At 71.2% G+C, this 16,248-nt stretch carries 15 protein-coding genes; 7 read left to right on the top strand and 8 right to left on the bottom strand.

From position 1 onward, the window contains the following. Positions 1-3: 3 nt before the first annotated feature. The gene (locus tag OG622_RS06085; protein WP_371573969.1) at positions 4-1,206 is read right to left on the bottom strand and encodes a Gfo/Idh/MocA family protein; all 1,203 of its coding nucleotides are present in this window, start codon (positions 1,204-1,206) and stop codon (positions 4-6) included. Positions 1,207-1,374: 168 nt separating this feature from the next. On the opposite strand from OG622_RS06085, the gene OG622_RS06080 reads away from it, so the two are divergent. Both OG622_RS06080 and OG622_RS06075 read left to right on the top strand, forming a co-directional pair. Continuing rightward, on the top strand, positions 1,375-2,535 hold the full coding sequence (locus OG622_RS06080; protein WP_371573968.1) for an ROK family protein: 1,161 nt from the start codon (positions 1,375-1,377) through the stop codon (positions 2,533-2,535). A gap of 90 nt (positions 2,536-2,625) precedes the next feature. Continuing rightward, positions 2,626-2,802: a hypothetical protein gene (locus OG622_RS06075; protein WP_371573967.1), complete on the top strand. Its 177-nt coding sequence runs from the start codon at positions 2,626-2,628 to the stop codon at positions 2,800-2,802. A gap of 110 nt (positions 2,803-2,912) precedes the next feature. Here the strand turns inward: OG622_RS06075 and OG622_RS06070 are convergent, their stop codons facing one another. The 3 genes from OG622_RS06070 to OG622_RS06060 form a co-directional block, all read right to left on the bottom strand. Beyond that, positions 2,913-4,292, bottom strand: a complete 1,380-nt coding sequence (locus tag OG622_RS06070) for a S1 family peptidase (protein WP_371573966.1) — start codon at positions 4,290-4,292, stop codon at positions 2,913-2,915. A gap of 98 nt (positions 4,293-4,390) precedes the next feature. After that, on the bottom strand, positions 4,391-4,912 hold the full coding sequence (locus tag OG622_RS06065) for a GNAT family N-acetyltransferase (RefSeq protein WP_371573965.1): 522 nt from the start codon (positions 4,910-4,912) through the stop codon (positions 4,391-4,393). Next, positions 4,912-5,751, bottom strand: coding sequence for an SAM-dependent methyltransferase (locus OG622_RS06060; RefSeq protein WP_371573964.1), 840 nt, complete (start codon positions 5,749-5,751; stop codon positions 4,912-4,914). Before OG622_RS06060 ends, OG622_RS06065 begins: the two co-directional genes overlap by 1 nt. Before the next feature lie 288 nt (positions 5,752-6,039). Here OG622_RS06060 and OG622_RS06055 point away from each other — a divergent pair, with 288 nt between their 5' ends. After that, positions 6,040-6,675, top strand: coding sequence for an HAD family acid phosphatase (locus OG622_RS06055; protein ID WP_371573963.1), 636 nt, complete (start codon positions 6,040-6,042; stop codon positions 6,673-6,675). A gap of 73 nt (positions 6,676-6,748) precedes the next feature. Continuing rightward, entirely contained in the window at positions 6,749-7,138 is a 390-nt protein-coding gene (locus OG622_RS06050; protein ID WP_371573962.1) for a PPOX class F420-dependent oxidoreductase, read from the top strand. 48 nt (positions 7,139-7,186) lie between these two features. Here OG622_RS06050 and OG622_RS06045 read toward each other — a convergent pair whose 3' ends face one another. From OG622_RS06045 to OG622_RS06030, 4 genes are all read right to left on the bottom strand, one after another. After that, complete coding sequence (locus OG622_RS06045) at positions 7,187-7,870, bottom strand: response regulator (protein WP_371573961.1); 684 nt, start codon at positions 7,868-7,870, stop codon at positions 7,187-7,189. A gap of 96 nt (positions 7,871-7,966) precedes the next feature. Continuing rightward, positions 7,967-9,970, bottom strand: a complete 2,004-nt coding sequence (locus tag OG622_RS06040; RefSeq protein WP_371573960.1) for an FtsX-like permease family protein — start codon at positions 9,968-9,970, stop codon at positions 7,967-7,969. A 187-nt stretch (positions 9,971-10,157) separates the two neighbouring features. Continuing rightward, on the bottom strand, positions 10,158-10,841 hold the full coding sequence (locus OG622_RS06035) for an ABC transporter ATP-binding protein (RefSeq protein ID WP_371573959.1): 684 nt from the start codon (positions 10,839-10,841) through the stop codon (positions 10,158-10,160). A 51-nt stretch (positions 10,842-10,892) separates the two neighbouring features. Beyond that, positions 10,893-11,261 (bottom strand): hypothetical protein, encoded by a 369-nt coding sequence (locus OG622_RS06030; RefSeq protein ID WP_371573958.1) that lies wholly within the window; start codon positions 11,259-11,261, stop codon positions 10,893-10,895. Positions 11,262-11,423: 162 nt separating this feature from the next. Here OG622_RS06030 and OG622_RS06025 point away from each other — a divergent pair, with 162 nt between their 5' ends. The 3 genes from OG622_RS06025 to OG622_RS06015 all read left to right on the top strand — a co-directional run bounded on the left by OG622_RS06025 (position 11,424) and on the right by OG622_RS06015 (position 16,223). Then, on the top strand, positions 11,424-12,737 hold the full coding sequence (locus OG622_RS06025) for a sensor histidine kinase (protein ID WP_371573957.1): 1,314 nt from the start codon (positions 11,424-11,426) through the stop codon (positions 12,735-12,737). 76 nt (positions 12,738-12,813) lie between these two features. After that, the gene (locus tag OG622_RS06020) at positions 12,814-13,623 is read left to right on the top strand and encodes a peptidoglycan-binding protein (protein ID WP_371573956.1); all 810 of its coding nucleotides are present in this window, start codon (positions 12,814-12,816) and stop codon (positions 13,621-13,623) included. A 209-nt stretch (positions 13,624-13,832) separates the two neighbouring features. After that, positions 13,833-16,223 carry a SpoIIE family protein phosphatase gene (locus OG622_RS06015; protein WP_371573955.1) on the top strand — a complete coding sequence of 797 codons (2,391 nt, stop codon included), beginning with the start codon at positions 13,833-13,835 and terminating at the stop codon, positions 16,221-16,223. The last annotated feature ends 25 nt before the right edge of the window (positions 16,224-16,248 follow it).

Raw genomic sequence — 16,248 nt, 5'->3', positions numbered from 1 at the left:
ACGTCACGCCTCGGGGGCGTCCCCGAAGTCCGGGATCTCCAGCCTGACCCCGCCCTGCCGCGCGGACTCGTGCGCGACGATGCCCGGCAGGGTGTAGCGGGCCGCCACCCAGGCGTTCACCGAGGGCAGCGTCCGGGTGTTGACGGCGGTCACGAAGTCGTCCACCAGGAAGTGGTGGCTGCCCTCGTGCCCGTTGTGCAGCTGGTCGAACTCCCGCGGCAGCCGCGCCCGGTCGTGCACCGGCGCCGACCCGGACGTGAAGGCTGCCCGCAGATCCGGCGCGATGTGCTGGAGCGAGGGATCGTCCGGGGACAGGGTGGGCTTGGGCTCAAGGAGCTCGCTGATGTCCGTCACCCCCTTCTTGTCCTGCCAGAACGCCACCGTGGCCAGCTGCTCCATGCTGGCGTCCGTGCCGAAGAACCGGAAACGCGACTCCCGGATCTGCGAGGGGTAGCCGACCCGCCGGAACTCGTTCGTACGGAACGAACCGCCGCCCGCCACCTCGAACAGCGCGGTCGCGTTGGAGAAGTCGTTGCCGAACTGGCTGACCTCCTTGTCGAACACCCCGTCCCCGCGCCCGTCCACGACGCCGATCGCCGATACGCTCACCGCGTGCGTCTGCCAGGCGCCCAGCACCCCGCCCACCGAGTGCGTCGGGTACAGCAGCGGGGGATAGCTCGCGGTCCGCTTCCAGTCCTCGCCGCCGCTGTACTGGTAGGCCTCGTAGAACCCCAGGTCCATGTCGTGGACGTAGTCGCCCTCGGCGTAGAAGATCCGCCCGAACGCGCCTTCGGCTATCTGGTTGCGGGCATGCACGGTCGCCGGGTTGTACTGACTCGTCTCACCCATCATGTACGTCAGCCCGGTCGCCCTGACCGCGTCGATGATCGCCGCGATCTCGTCGGTGGTGATCGCCATGGGAACCGCCGAGTACACGTGCTTGCCGGCCCCCAGTCCCTGGAGCACCAGCGGCCCGTGCGTCCAGCGCTGGGTGAAGACGGCGACCGCGTCGACCGCCGGCGACTCCAGCATCGCCTCGTACGACGGGAAGGTGCCGGCCAGTCCCTGCGTGGCCACCAGTTGTTCGGCCCGCTCGGGCAGCAGGTCGGTGACATATACGTCACCGACGCCGGGGTGGGCCTGGAACAGCGTGGCGAACTGGCCGGAGAACTGGCCGGCGCCGACGATGCCGAGGGAGAACGTCATGTGAGGAATGTCCTTCACTGGTCGAGAGTCGCTGGTCACTTACTTTTGTCTCGAAAGAATTGTCGCGTCAAGAGGCAGCGTGGAGATCTTTTGACGGCCTGCGGATGCGGCTAGGATGAGCTTGTTGTTTCCGATGCGGAAGAAACCTGGTGTGGGAGTGTGACCCTCATGACCGCACTCGCTGCCAGCTGGCTGCCACTCAGTTCCGGTGAACGCGCGGTGGCGATCGAGGTGCTCGTGCACGGCCCGCTCTCCCGCACGGAAATCGCCCAGCGGCTCGGCCTCTCCGCGGGCAGCCTCACCCGGCTGACCAAACCGCTGATCGAATCGGGCCTGCTGGTCGAGACAGCCGAGGGCGCCGTGCTCCCCGAGGTCCGCCAGGGGCGCCCCTCGCGGCCACTGGACATCGTCGCCGAGTCCCGCTCCTTCATCGGCTTCAAGATCACCGACGACATGGTGTACGGCGTGGTCACCACGCTCCGGAGCGAGATCGTCACCCGGTACGACCGTCCGCTCACCACCCATGAGCCGGAGCGGGTCGCGGATCTGCTCGCCGGGATGGCCGCCGAACTCGCCCGCGCCCACCCCTCGCTCGCCGGTATCGGTATCGGTGTCGGCGGGTTCGTCCGGCACCGCGCGGTGGTCGGGGAGTCGCCCTTCCTGTCGTGGCGGGACGTTCCGCTGGCCGAACTCGTCGAGGAGCGCACCGGGTTGCCGGTGGTCGTCGAGAACGACGTCGCCGCGCTCGTCGAGGCCGAGACCTGGTTCGGCGCGGGACGCGGGCTCGACCGGTTCGTCGTCCTCACCATCGGCGCCGGCATCGGCTACGGGCTCGTCCTGAACGGAAAACGGGTGGCGTACGCCGAGGAGGACCGCGCGTTCGGCCGCCACTGGATCGTGGACCCCTCCGGCCCGCTCACCCCCGACGGGGAGCGCGGCAGCGCCGTCTCACTGCTGAGCATCCCCAGCATCCGGTACCAGGTCCGGGCGGCGACCGGGTGCGAGGTGACGTACGAGGAGATCCTGGCCGGCGCGGCCGAGGGTGAGCCGATGTGTGTGCGGGTCGTCGGGGAGGCGGGGCGGGCGCTGGGGACGATGGTGGCCCAGATCGCCAACTTCGTGATGCCGCAGAAGATCCTGCTCGCGGGGGAGGGGGTGGGGCTGATGGAGGTGGCGGGGGAGGCCGTGGACAAGGTCGTCCGGGCTCATCGGCATCCGCTGGCCGCGCCCGTCCCGTTGGAGACGAAGGTGTCCGACTTCCATGACTGGGCGCGGGGGGCGGCCGTACTGGCCATTCAGGTACTCGTGCTCGGGACCGTGGAGCTGTAAACGCAGAGTGATCAGCTTCACGGTCCGTAATGTCTGAAGTGGGATCTTTACTCACATGGGCTTCACGCCCGAGGACATATGGTTTACACCATGTCCACTACCCCTGATGTCGTCCTGGAAAGAGCGGAAATACCGGTGCGAACGGCCGCCGAGGTCAACGAGGAGATCCGGGCGCTCTGGTTCCGGAGCGGTGGGACATTGAACGCGGAGCAGCGGAGTGAGTACGAGCGGCTCGTCCTTGAGTGGGCGGCGCGCTCCGCTCAGTGAACCGATGCGCATCAGTGAACCGATGCGCTCCGCCGGGTGAGCCGACGCGGGTTCCGTCTGCCGGGTTCGGGGGCGCGCCCAGCGGGCGCGCCCCCTCCTCCAGGAAGCTTTCAGTTCCAACTCCCTGAATACTGGCGGCGGTATGCCTGCCTGTCCTGTTCTGTGCGGATGAAGCGGGTTGCCGCCAGGGCGACCATGCTGCCGGCGATGACCAGGAGGCCCGGCCCGACGTTGCGGGGGTCGGCGAGGCGGTCGAGGAGGTCGGAGGCGGCGCCGATGGACTCGACGGGCTCCACGGAGCCCGGTTCGGCCCCGCCGGGAGCGGCGGCACCCTGGGAGTCGTCGTTCGAGGAGCCGTCGGCCGCGGCGGTCGGCTGGGCGGCGGACTGGGGCAGGCCGGTCAGTCGGACACCGAGGTCGTCGAGGGCGTCGGACAGCGGCTGGAAGAACGTCGTGCCGCCCGCCTCGCAGTCTCCGTTGCCGCCCGAGGTCACCCCCAGTGCCACACCCTCCGAGAACATCGGGCCGCCGCTGTCGCCCGGCTCGGCGCAGACCGTGGTCTCGATGAGGCCGCTGACCGTGCCCTCGGGGTAGTTGACCGTCGCGTCGAGGCCGGTCACCTCGCCGTTGCGGAAGCCGCTGGTGCTGCCACTGCGGAACACCCGCTGGCCGACTGCCGCCTCACCGACCGAGGTGATGCGCACCCCCCGGCCGTCGCCGACCGAGACGACGTTGGTCTGGTTGCTCGGCGCGTCCTGGAGGTACTGCACGAGCGAGAAGTCACTGCCGGGGAAGTTCGACTCGGTCGTCCGGCCGATCTCCTGCCGGCCCTGGTCGTCCCCGAACCACACGGAACCGGCGGGACCGCAGTGGCCGGCGGTGAGCATGAAGTCGTTCTCGCCGTCGGTCACGTTGAAGCCGATCGAGCAGCGTCCGCCCGTGCCGAAGATGGGCTGGGCGCCGTTGAGCCGCATCGTGTACGTGCCCTCGGTGCGCTCCATCCGCACGGACCCGCCGATCTCCTCGGCGAGGTCGGTCAGGCTCGCCCAGTCCTTCTTGGAGACGGTACTGTCGGCCCGCACCACGACCTCGTTGGAGGCGGGGTCGACGGCCCAGGAGGTGCCCGACACCCGGGGCGCCGTACGAAGCGCCTCCGTGGCGGACTTCAGGTCGTCGCCGCTGTACTCGACCATCTTGGGCCGGGCGCCCGCCTGCTTGACCTCGACGGCCGCCTTCTCGTCGGTGACCGCGACGACGGGGCTGCCGTCCTCGGCGATCCAGGTGCCCGCCGTACGCTCCGAACCCAGCTCGGTCAGCAGACCGTTTCCGGTGCCGGACGCGGCGAGCACCGAACTTCGGGTCGCGGGGGGAGAGGTGGTGGGTTCGGTCGCCATCGCCGCCTGCGTGACCATCAGGGTTCCGCAGATCAGTCCGCCGGCGGCCGTCAGCCGCGCCACCCGCTTCACGACTCGTCGTCGTGCGTGCCTCATTGCCTGGCTCCCGAACCCCGTCCGACACGGTGTCAACACCGCCAGGGCGTCCGGTCCTTGAGCGCCCTCCTTTCATACGTGCGGCGGTCGGCACATGTTCACCAGTGCGCGTCGACGTATCCCAACGTCCGGTTCATGGCGATCGCCCGCGAGTTGGCCGGATGGTGCACCGTGCGGACCGTGCTCACCCCGCAGATTCCGGCGAACCCGATACCGAAGGTCTTCATGGCCATCGAGATGCCCCGGCCCCGGTGACGGACGCGCACCCCGGTCATCTCGTTGAACACGAACCCGGACCTCCGTCGGTCGGAGGTGGCGGCCATGCCGATCCACCGGTCTCCGTCGATGGCCAGGACGATGCCGCGCGGATCGTAGGCGGGCACCTCGAAGCGGAGCCGGTGGTACTCGTCGTACTCGAAGAAGGGGCCGCGCTCCGGGATATCGGCCGAGCACTCCTTGTTGAGTTCATACAACGCCCTGCGGTGCTGCGGGGTGTCGCCGAGCTCGGAGAGCGTTGTCAGCCGGATGCCGGAGGTGCGGCACTTGTCGACGTACGGCTGGAAACGTGCCAGGTCGAAGTCGGTGACGTCCAGTTGGAGCCTGACCGGTTCCGTCGTCATCAGCGCTTTCCTCCCACTCCGCAGTACATGGGCACCATCGCAGGTTCCCCACAATCGGGATCGCCGGTGGTCGCCGGCCGCCAGTGTGTGCACGAGACGATGCCCGGTTCGAGGAGGTCGAGCCCGTCGAAGAACCGGGCGATCTTCTCCGGTGTGCGCTGGGTCAGTGGTGGGATGCCGTGCTCGTTCCACCAGGCGGCCGCGACGTCCACGTCGGGCCACTCCGGGCCGGTGATGGTGTGCGAGAGCACCAGATGACTGCCGCAGGGCAGGGCGTCCAGCAGACGGCGCACGATGCCGTACGGGTCCTCGTCGTCGCGGACGAAGGCCAGCACGTCCAGCAGCAACAGCGCGACCGGCCGGGTCAGGTCCAGGGTGCGCGCCGCGTGTTCGAGGATCGAGTCGACGTTGCGCAGGTCCTCGTCGACGTGGTCCGTGCGGCCCTCGGGCGAACTCGTCAGCAGGGCGCGGGCATGCACCAGGACCAGCGGGTCGTTGTCGACGTACACGATCCGGGCGTCCGGAGCGATGTGCTGGGCGACCTCGTGGGTGTTCTCCGCGGTCGGCAGTCCGGATCCGATGTCCAGGAACTGCCGGATGCCCACGTCGGCGGCCAGGTGACGCACGGCCCGCCCCAGGAACTGCCGGTCCGCGCGGGCGTAGTCGTCGATGCTCGGAAACAGCCGGCGTATCTCGTCCCCGGCCTTCCGGTCGACCTCGTAGTAGTCCCCGCCGCCGAGCCAGTAGTTCCAGATCCGCGCCGCGGCCGGCCGCGTGGTGACGATGCGGCGGTTCAGCGACGAGGAGGGGAAGTCCGAGGCTGCCGGGTTGTCCGTCACGGCGTCAACTCCTGGATCTTCTGTGAAAGTGCTTCATCCAACCGGCAATGTAGACCTGTCGGTTGGCCTTTGCCGAGACTTCGGCGATCTTCACAGGGGCGGGGGTCCACCGGTCTCCCCGAGCGCCGCCCGGCTTCACGCGAGAGCAGCCGAACAACGATCGTCGCGACCCCTCTACTAATCAGTAACTCTTGGGTAGTCTCCCGGCCATCAATGGGCATGACCATGGCGAGCGCGGCGAAGGTTCCATCGACCTCGCCGCTTTGACATGAGAAAAAGGGGACGAACATGACAGCAAGCGGTGTGGGACGCCGCATCACGACGGTCGCCGCGGTGGCCGTACTGGGTCTGGGTGCTTCGGTGACTGCGGCGGTTCCGGCCGTCGCGGCGCCGAGCGAGGCCGCGGCCAGCGCGGCGGCAGCCGCCGAGGTGGACTACGCGACCTGGCAGGCGGACGTGAAGGCCGTCATCGACACGGCCACTCCCTACATACAGCAGCGCACCGCGAACTCCTCGGGGCAGAAGCTCGCCGTCGTCTTCGACATCGACAACACGACGCTGGAGACGCACTACGCGCCCTGGTACCAGCTGCCGACCCCGGCGCTGAAGCCCTCCCTGGCACTGGCCAAGTACGCCAAGTCCCGTGGGGTCGCCGTCTTCTTCGTCACCGCCCGGCCGGGCATCATCGAGAGCGTCACCAAGTGGAACCTGAAGACCGTCGGTTACCCCGTCGACGGCCTCTACGTACGTGACCTGCCCGATCTGTTCGCCGAGGTCTCGGCCTACAAGACCGCCTCGCGCGCGGACATCGAGTCCGACGGCTACGACATCATCGCCAACGTCGGCAACAACACCACCGACCTCGTCGGCGGCCACGCCGAGCGGACGTACAAGCTGCCCGACTACGACGGGCTGCTCGACTGACGCCGCTCCACCGTTCGTTCCTGGGGAGACGGCCGCCGGTGCCCGCCGGCGGCCGTACACCTAGACTCCCGCCATGGCCGACGACACCTCGCTCGACGCGCTCGGCGCGGGCAAATACCTGCTGATCACCACCTACCGCAAGAACGGCACGACCGTCCCGACGCCGGTGTGGGTGGTACGGGACGGGGACGCGCTCGGCATCTGGACGGTCGCGGACTCCTGGAAGGTCAAACGCATCCGGAACCGCGCCGACGTCCTCGTCGGCCCCTGCGATGTGCGCGGCAACCCCACCGGCGACTCCGTCCCCGCCACCGCCGAGATCCTCGACGCGGCCGGCTCCGCCGCCTACCGGGGGCTCATGGCCCGCAAGTACGGCGTCCTCGGCCGCCTCACCCTCCTCGGCAGCCGACTCCGCCGGGGCGCCGAAGGCACGATCGGCATCCGCGTCACGCTGACGAAGTAAGCCTCTTCAAGACCCCCTTGAGTCTTTTCCGCGCCCGCGGGCGGCCCGTCATGAAGGGTCGCCCGCGTGCCCCGTCCGCCACGCCCACGCCGCGATCTCCACCCGGTTCCGGGCGGCGAGCTTGAGCTGGATGCTGCCGAGGTGGGTCTTGACCGTGGAGAGGGAGACGAACATCGAGGCGGCGATCTCGGCGTTGGTGTGGCCCAGCGCGACCAGGCGTACGACGTCGAGCTCCCGGTCGGTCAACGGCTCCTGAGGACGCGGGGCCCGGGGGCCGGGCGCGGCCTCCTTCTCCGCCGTGAGGTGCTTGAGGAGCCGCACCGTCACCGACGGCGACACCAGCGAGTCGCCCACCGCCGCCGCCCGTACGGCCTCGGCCAGCAGGGTCGGCCCCGAGTCCTTGAGCAGGAAACCGCAGGCACCGCCGCGCAACGCCCCGTAGACGTACTCGTCGAGGTCGAACGTCGTCACCACGACCACCCGCAGCGGATCGGACACGCCTGGACCGGCCAGCAGCCGGGTCGCCTCCAGGCCGTCCAGCTTCGGCATACGGATGTCCAGCAGACATACGTCGGGCCGCACCTCGCGCGCCAGCCGCACGGCCGTCTCGCCGTCGGCGGCCTCGGCCACCACGGTGATGTCCGGCTGCGCGTCGAGGAAGAAACGGAAGCCGGTGCGGACCATGTCCTGGTCGTCGGCGATCAGGACCCGGATCGGGCTGCGGTCGTTCATGGGCGCATCATGCCTGAGAGGAGAGGAGAGGAGAGGAGAGGCAGGGCGGGGCGGGGCGAGGCGAGGGGGGAACCTGGGAGGAGTGGGGGAGAGGGGTCAGTCGGGGTCCTGGGCCCGTTCCGCCGTCACCTTGCGCAGCAGCGGCCGGCTCCCGGCGAGCGCCGCGAACATGGTGAGCGTGCCGAGGCCGACGCAGAGGGCGAGCCGCACGGCCCCCGACGCGTCCGGCTCCAGGTGGAACATCTCGTTGACCTTCATCCCGGCGTAGATCCCGGTCGCCGTGGTACCGCCGGCGAGCACCACCAGGGGCAGCGCGGTCTCCCGCATCCGCGCCCGGTCCAGAACCTTCAGCGGCGTACCGGCCAGCCGCAGCAGTCCGTACACCCGGCGCCGGTCGAGCACCGTCGCCGCCGCGGTGAGCCCGGCGGAGGCGGCGGCGACCAGGAAACCCAGGGCCAGGACCGCGAGCCCCATCTCGCCGATGAGCCGGGTCGTCGTGTCGCCCTCGGCGTTGACGTAGTCCTGGGTGAACGGCAGGTTCCCCGGGGAGAGGGCGGACAGCGCGGTCGACGCGGTGTCCAACTGTTCCTGACCGCCGCGCACACGGACCACGACGCCCCTGTCGCCGTTCAGGATGCCGTCCCACGCGTCGGCGTCCGGTGTCTCCACGCTCGCCCGGACCCCGGCCTCGGCGAGCAACTCCCGTGCTTGTGCGGCGAGTTCACGCGGCTTTCCGTGCTCGGCGCGGATCGCCACCTGCTGCGGATAGTCGTAGCCCACGAGGCCGACCTGGCCGACGGTGAAGAACCCGGCGACGAGGCCCGCGAGGACCAGACCGCTGACCGTGCGCCAGGCGCCGCGCGGATCGTCGCTGAGTCGGCGGGCGGCCAGCAGTGTCGCCGGGCGGCGCGCGAAGTGGCTCAGCAGCCGGCCCAGCATGTCGACGACCCAGGGGCCGAGGGTCCAGAACGCCCCGTACACCAGGACGATCAGCGCGAGCGACTGGCCGGCGGTCAGTCCGCCGCCGTGGGCGGTCATCGTCACGTACAGCCCGATGGCGACGAACAGCACCAGCCGGATCAGCTTCGTCCGGCGCGGATCGGCCTGCTGGGCGACGCCCAGCGGGGAGCGGGCCACCCCACGCAGCGTGGTCGCGGCACTGACCGAGGTGAGGACGGCCACGAGCGCCACCACCGCGAGCAGCCAGGGCAGGCCGACCCACAGCTGTCCGGCGTACCAGGTGCCGATGCCGTACGGCACTCTCGCGAGGACCGGCAGCAGCAAGGTGTACGCGACCGCGCCGAGAAGGCCACCGGCCAGACCCACCGCCGCCGACTCGGCGCCGGTCATCGCCAGGATCTGCCGAGGTGTCGCTCCGGCCAGACGCAGGGCTGCGAGCCGCTGCTCACGGCGGGCGGCACCGAGGCGTCCGGCGGCCGAGGCCAGCACGATCACTGGGACGACGAGGAGGGCGCCGCCGAGCACGGCGGCCTGCTGGTCGAAGGAGGTGAACATGCTGGGCCTGGCCCCGGTGAAGTCGTCCACGCGGGCGCGGGCGGCGAGGGTGTCCAGGGCGCTGCCCCGCGCCGCGTGGGTGATCGCGGGGTCGGTGGGGGTGCGGCCGATGACCGCGACGAGTTCCTCGGGGGCGGCGAGACCGGCCTCGCCGATCGTGCCGTAGTCGGCCTTCGTGGGGAAGCGGTCGGCGAGTCGCTTCGCGGGCAGCTCGCGCATCAGCTTCGCCAGGGCGGGGGAGAGGAAGGTGCGGCCGGGGGAGGGGAACCGGTCCAGGCCGGGTGGGGCGGGGGTCGTCGGTCGGTCCGGGAGCTGGGCCAGGGAGACGACGGTGACGGGGTGGTGGTTCACGTACGTCGTGCCGAGGGTCTGGACGGCGGTGGCCTGCTTCGCCGATACGGCGTCGGGGGTGCGCCAGGCCGTTCTGTCGGCTCGGGTACCGGAGCCCAGATAGGCGGCGAGCAGTGTGAGCAGGACCAGGGCGCCGGCCGCAGCCGCGGCGGCGGAGAGGAGGTGGCTCTGCAGGCCGCGCTTGCCGGAGGAGCGGGCCAGGTGCCAGGTGAGGGGGAGGACGGGGGAGCGCATCTTTTCTGTCTCCGGGGGAGATTCGGGTGTTTACGAGCTGCGGCGGATGGGTGGGACGGCGGGTGCGGGTGCGGGTGCGGGTGCGGGTGCGGGTGCGGGTGCGGGTGCGTGGGGGCTGGTCGCGCCCACGCGGCGGAGCCGCGGACCGACGCAGCCCAGCGCCCCTTCGCTGACCAGGGGTCACATGTCAGGCCACCGTGTACTGGCTGTAGCCGTTCACCCGGCCGTCCCGCACCTGGAGGATGCGGTCGCAGTGGGCGGCCACCTCCGCGTCATGGGTGACCATGACCAAGGAGGCACCCTGGTCGCGGGTGACCGAGGTGAGGAGGCGGATGACCTCCTCACCGGTGGACTGGTCGAGGGCGCCGGTGGGCTCGTCGGCGAAGACGACGTCGGGTTCCACGGCCAGGGCGCGGGCGATGGCCACACGCTGGGCCTGGCCGCCGGAGAGCTGGCCGGGGCGGCGGTGCTCCAGACCCGCGAGACCCAACGGGGCGAACCAGCGGCGGGCCCGCAGCACGGCCTGGCGGCGGGGTATGCCCTCCAGCATCAGGGGGAGGGCGACGTTCTCCTCGGCGGGCAGCTCGGGCAGCAACTGGCCGAACTGGAAGACGAATCCGAACCGCTTGCGGCGCAGGGCGCTGAGCTTGTTCTCACCCCAGTGGTCGATGCGTTCGCCGCGCAGCAGCACCTGGCCGTCGTCGGGGCGGATGATCCCGGCGAGGGTGTGGAGGAGGGTCGACTTGCCCGAGCCGGACGGGCCCATGATGGCGAGGGACTCGCGCTCGGCGACCGCCACGTCCACCCCGGCCAGGGCGGTGGTGGGGCCGTACTTCTTGACGAGGCCGTTGCCGGCCAGGACGGTGCTCATGAGGGTGACGGATCCTTTGCTGATGGTTCCTGACGGTCTTTTCCGGTCGGACTAGGCGCGCTCGAACTTCCAGGTGACGCTGGAGGAGTCGGCCTTGACGACGGTGACGGGGATGGACAGGTCCTTGCCGCCGCCGTCCTTCGCGGTGCACGTCACCTTGGCGCCGGCCACCGCCTTGAGGTCGGGGCACTTCAGGTCGGACGTCTCACCGCCGATCCAGGGCAGCGGGCTGTACTTGGACGCGATGCGGCCGGCCGTGATGGAGCCGCTCAGCCCCTTCTGGCCGTCCACGGTCACGGCGCTGTACTTGTCGAGCCCGGTCGTGGACTCCGTACCGCTCAGCGCGTAGGTGAGGGCTCCGCCGCCGACGGCCACGGCCGCCACCGCGACGCCGGTGATGATGAAGGGCTTACGTTCCATGAGGTGCTCCTGGTCGAGAGAGACGGGCTTGCGGCACCCAACTTCTCCCGACGGCGGGGGCGCCCGCCTCGGCCGAACGGCCAGGCTTCACGGACCGCCGGACGCACTTCCTCAGCCGTACGGCCGATACGGGGGCCGGCGGGGCTGCCTACTGTGATCCGCGTGAACCTCGTGCTCGACACCAAGGAACCCGCGGGCGGCGCCATCGCACTGCCGGTGCGCCCCGCCAAGCCGGGCTGCGTACGCGTCGGTGGCATCGTGGCCCTGCTCCTGGCCTGCGGCTCCGACTTCCTGCTCCTGGGGGCGGAGGGGGCCACCACCTATCTGTGGCTGCACCTGTTCGCCCTGACCGTCGGCCTCGTGGCGCTGCTGTGGCCCGAGCGTCGCAGGCCCGACTGGCTGACTCCCCAGGTGCGCACGGGCGCCCCCGCCCTCGCCACCCTGGCGAACGTGGTGACCCTGCTCGTGGCTCAGGAGAAGGGCGGCTTCGGCCTCGGACAGTCGATCGTGCTGCTGTGTCTGCTGGTGGTCGCTCTCCGCAACTGCCCGCCCGGCTGGGCGCTGACCTGCGGACTCCTCGACAGTGTCGCGCTGCTCGCACTCCCGCTGCCGTACTACGCCGTCGACCCGGACGCCAGCCTCGTCGGTGTGACCGCGCTGTTGTCGCTGGCCGGCGGCGTCACGGCCGGTATCGCCGCGTATCTGCGCACCCTGGACAACCGCCGGACCCAGATCGTCACCGAGACCCGCCGGGCGGAACGCCTCGCCATGGCCGCCGACCTGCACGACTTCGTCGCCCACCACGTCACCGGGATCCTGGTGCAGACACAGGTCGCGCGGATGATGGCCGGCGCCGAAGCCGAGAGAAAGGCCGGCACCGAAGCGGCGAGAAGCGTGACGGGCGTACCCCCGGACGAGGCCTGGGGGAGGCTCGACCCCGTCCTCGCGGGCATCGAGCGGGCCGCGACCGAGGCGCTGGCCTCTATGCGCCGTACGGTCGGCGTCCTGCGGGACCACGAGGACGCGAGCGGCACCGCCGACCGGCGCCCGGTCGGGGATCTGGCCGGCATCGGCGAACTGGTGCGCGGCTTCGGCGGTGTCGGCGGCGTCGACGGACGCGCTGCCCTGCTGCGCCACGATCCCGCCATCCCCGACGACCTGCCGCACGAGGTGCAGGCCGCCGCCTTCCGCGTGGTGCAGGAGGCCCTGACGAACGTCCGACGGCACGCCGCCGACGCCACCGAGGTCACCGTCGCCCTCCGCTACGCCCACGGTGACCTGGAGGTCTCGGTGCGCGACGACGGGCGCGGCAGCGCCCGGCTGCCGGAGGCGGCCCGGGGCGGCGGCTTCGGCCTCGTCGGTCTCACCGAACGGGTCACCGCGCTCGGCGGCCGGATCCGGGCCCGGCCGCGCGAGGACGGACCAGGCTGGGAGATCGTCGCCGTGCTCCCGGCCGCTCCCGTGAGCGCCGGATGAGCTGAACCTCCCGGCCCGGCTTGCCGTATCTCCTTTCGGGGATGGCGGGAGACCGCGTGCACGGAAGGAGAACAGCGTGTCGAAACCGCCCGAACAGGGCCGGACGGCGAAGCGACCCACGATCGAGCCCACCTACGTCATGCGCCGACGCAGGACCGAGGCCCTGGCCGAGCTGCTGCGTGAGTTCGAGCAGTTCAAGGGGACGACCGCCCCGGACGACGAGTACGAGACCGTCGCCGTACCACCGCCACCGGCACAGACACCGCCACCGGCCCCGGCCCCGGCACAGACATCGGCACCGACGTCCGCACCGGAGGTGAAGCCCGCTCCCGAGCGGATTCTGCCCCGGGTGGAGTACGAGACCGAGGAACTGCCCCCGGTCTTGGTCGGCGAGGACTTCGGCTCCGGCACGGTCCCGCGGCGCGTCGAGCGGCGGCAGCGGCAACGGCGGCGCGCGGTGCCCGGCGGCGGATCCGGCCTGAAGCGCGCGGCGGTGGTCGTCGGCGTCGGCGCGGCGGCCCTCCTCGGTTTCGGCGCCGCGCTCCTGCTGCCCGGCGGCGACACGGAGAAGGAGGCCCGCACCGTCACCCCGACGCCGACCCCTTCGGCGCCCGCGACCTCCGCCCCCGCCCGCAACGACGACGTGGACCCGGACGGCGCCGGCACCCTCCGCGAGGGCGACAGCGGCCCCCAGGTCTCCGAACTGCAGAAACGGCTGCTCCGCATCCCGAATGTGTACGACAAGGGCTCCACCTCCGGTCAGTACGACGCCGTACTGAAAGAGGCGGTGGCGCGCTTCCAGCTCTGGTACGGCATCCGGGGCGACGAAACGGGCGTCTACGGCAACGACACCCGCCAGGACCTCGAATCCCGCACCCCGCTCTAGTCCAGCTCCAGGGCCTGTCGTTCGGATCACGCCTGGGCCGCGGGGCCTGGTGCGCACATCTGCGGTGTTGTCGTCGGTCAGGAGGCGCCGTCGCCCGAAATCGGCGTGATCCGAGCGACAGGCCCCAGCCTCACGGCGGGGCCGCGTACCCGGTCCGTCACGGCGGTATCCGGGTTGTTGCCCCGCCTCGGACGGACCATCCTGGCCATATGGTGACGAAGGCGTCCGGCGCGTCGCGGGCTGCCACGGCCGGTGAGGCGATGGCGGTGGTCGACGCGCGCGGCCTCGTCGCGGGGTGGAGCGAAGGGGCCCGACGGCTCACCGGGTACGGCGCCGGGGACGTGACCGGGCGGCCGGCGGCGGACCTCGTCGACGGGGACGCGGCAGCGGTGTGGAGGGCGCTGCTGACGCACGGCGACGCGGTGGTGGACCTGCGCTACCGGGACGGGCGGCGCCAGAAAGTGGCGCTGCGGATCTGCCCGCTGCGGGGCGGGGAGGGCGAGCGGCGGAAGTTCGTCGTCACCGCGACGCCGGACCAGAACGAGCGCGGCCTCGGCGAGCTGGCCTTCAAGCAGGCCTCGATGTCCATGTCCGTCTTCGACACCGGGCAGCGCTATCTGCGGATGAACGACTGGGCGTGCCAGGTCATGGGCCAGCCCGAGGAGGAGTTCCGGCACCAGTACTTCCCCGACACCGTGGAGAACGCCGAGCACAGCCGGGGCTTCCTGCGCCACCTGGAGATCGTCGTGGAGACCGGCGAGCCGGTCCACTACGAGAGCTGGACCCGCTCGCCGTCCGGCCGGCGCATGCACGCCTGGAGCTTCGAGATGTGGCCCGTACGGGACCGCTCCGGCGAGCTGATCGGCACCGCGCTCGCGGGGTTCGACAGCAGCGAGCAGTTCTGGGCCCGCCAGCGCCTCGCGCTGCTGAACGAGGCCGCCGGGTCCATCGGCACCAAGCTCGACGTCGTCCAGACCGCCCGCGAACTCGCCGAACTGGTCGTGCCCCGGCTCGCGGACTTCGCCAGCGTCGACCTCCTGGAGTCCGTGCTGCAGGGCGAGGAACCCGAGCCGGTCCCCATGGACAGGGGGGTGCGGCTGCGCCGGGCCGCTCATTACTCCCGTACGCCCGGTGCCCCGGAGGCGGCGATCGGTCTGGGCGCCGCCGATGTCTACCCGCCCGCCTCGCCGCCCGCCCGCGCCCTGCTCACCGGCGAGCCCGTGCTCACCCGCACCGGCGACACCTCCCTCGACTCCTGGTTCGCGCGGCACGGCGCACGCTCCGCCAAACTCCAGGAGGCCGAGGACCATGACCTGTCGCTGATGGCCGTACCCCTCGTCGCGCGTGGCACGACCCTCGGTGTGGCCGTCTTCGTCCGCATTCTGACGCCCGAGCACCCCGACGCCTTCGACCAGGACGACATGTCGCTCGCCGAGGAACTCTCCAGCCGGGCGGCGGTCTGCGTAGACAACGCCCGCCGCTACACCAGGGAACGCACGACAGCGCTGGCGCTCCAGCGCAGCCTGTTGCCGAAGACGGTCGCCGGACAGGCGGCCGTCGAGTTCGCCTCCCGCTATCTGCCCGCGCTGTCGCAGGCCGGGGTGGGCGGTGACTGGTTCGACGTGATCCCGCTGTCCGGGACCCGGGTGGCGCTGGTCGTCGGGGACGTCGTCGGCCACGGCATCCACGCCTCCGTCACCATGGGCCGGCTGCGCACGGCCGTGTGGGCGCTCGCCGACGTGGACCTGCCGCCCGACGAGCTGCTCACCCACCTGGACGACCTGGTCGAGCACCTCGCGGCCGGTGACGGCACGGGTGACGGGGAGATCGGCGCCACCTGTCTGTACGCGGTGTACGACCCGGTGGACCGCAGCTGCTCGATCGCCTCGGCCGGGCATGTGCCGCCCGTGGTGGTGCGGCCCGACGGCAGTGTGGAGGTCGTGGAGGTGGTGGCGGGACCGATGCTCGGCGTCGGCGGGCTGCCGTTCGAGGCGAGGGAGCTGGCGCTGCCCGAGGGCTCGGTCCTCGCCCTCTACACCGACGGTCTGGTCGAGGCCCGCGACCGTGACGTCGACACGGGCACCGCCGCCCTGTGCGCCGCGCTGCGGGGGTCGGTGGCCAGTCTGGAGAGCGCCTGCGACGCCGTACTGAAGGCGCTGCTGCCCGACAAACCGGCCGACGACGTGGCCCTGCTGCTCGCCCGCACCCGTGCTCTCGACGCGGAACAGGTGGCCGTCTGGAACCTCTCCGACGACCCGGCGCTGGTCGCCAACGCGCGCAAGCTGGCCACCGACCAGCTCACCCGCTGGGGCCTGGAGGAGGCCGCCTTCGTCACCGAACTCGTGGTCAGCGAACTCGTCACCAACGCCATCCGCTACGGGGGAGCCCCCATCCAGCTGCGTCTGATCCGCGACCGCGCCCTCATCTGCGAGGTCTCCGACGCCAGCAGCACCTCACCCCATCTGCGCCGGGCCCGCAGCTTCGACGAGGGCGGCCGCGGCCTGCTCCTCGTCGCCCAGCTCACCGACCGCTGGGGCAGCCGCCCGAGCGGCGCGGGCAAGACCATCTGGGCCGAGCAGGCCCTGCCGCCGAGCCTGTGAACGACTGTTGGGGGCGGCTCACGCC

Source organism: Streptomyces sp. NBC_01314 (genome assembly GCF_041435215.1).
Classification (GTDB): Bacteria; Actinomycetota; Actinomycetes; order Streptomycetales; family Streptomycetaceae; genus Streptomyces.
The sequence above is the reverse complement of the archived record's forward strand: the minus strand, read 5'-3'. Positions and strand labels throughout refer to the sequence as shown.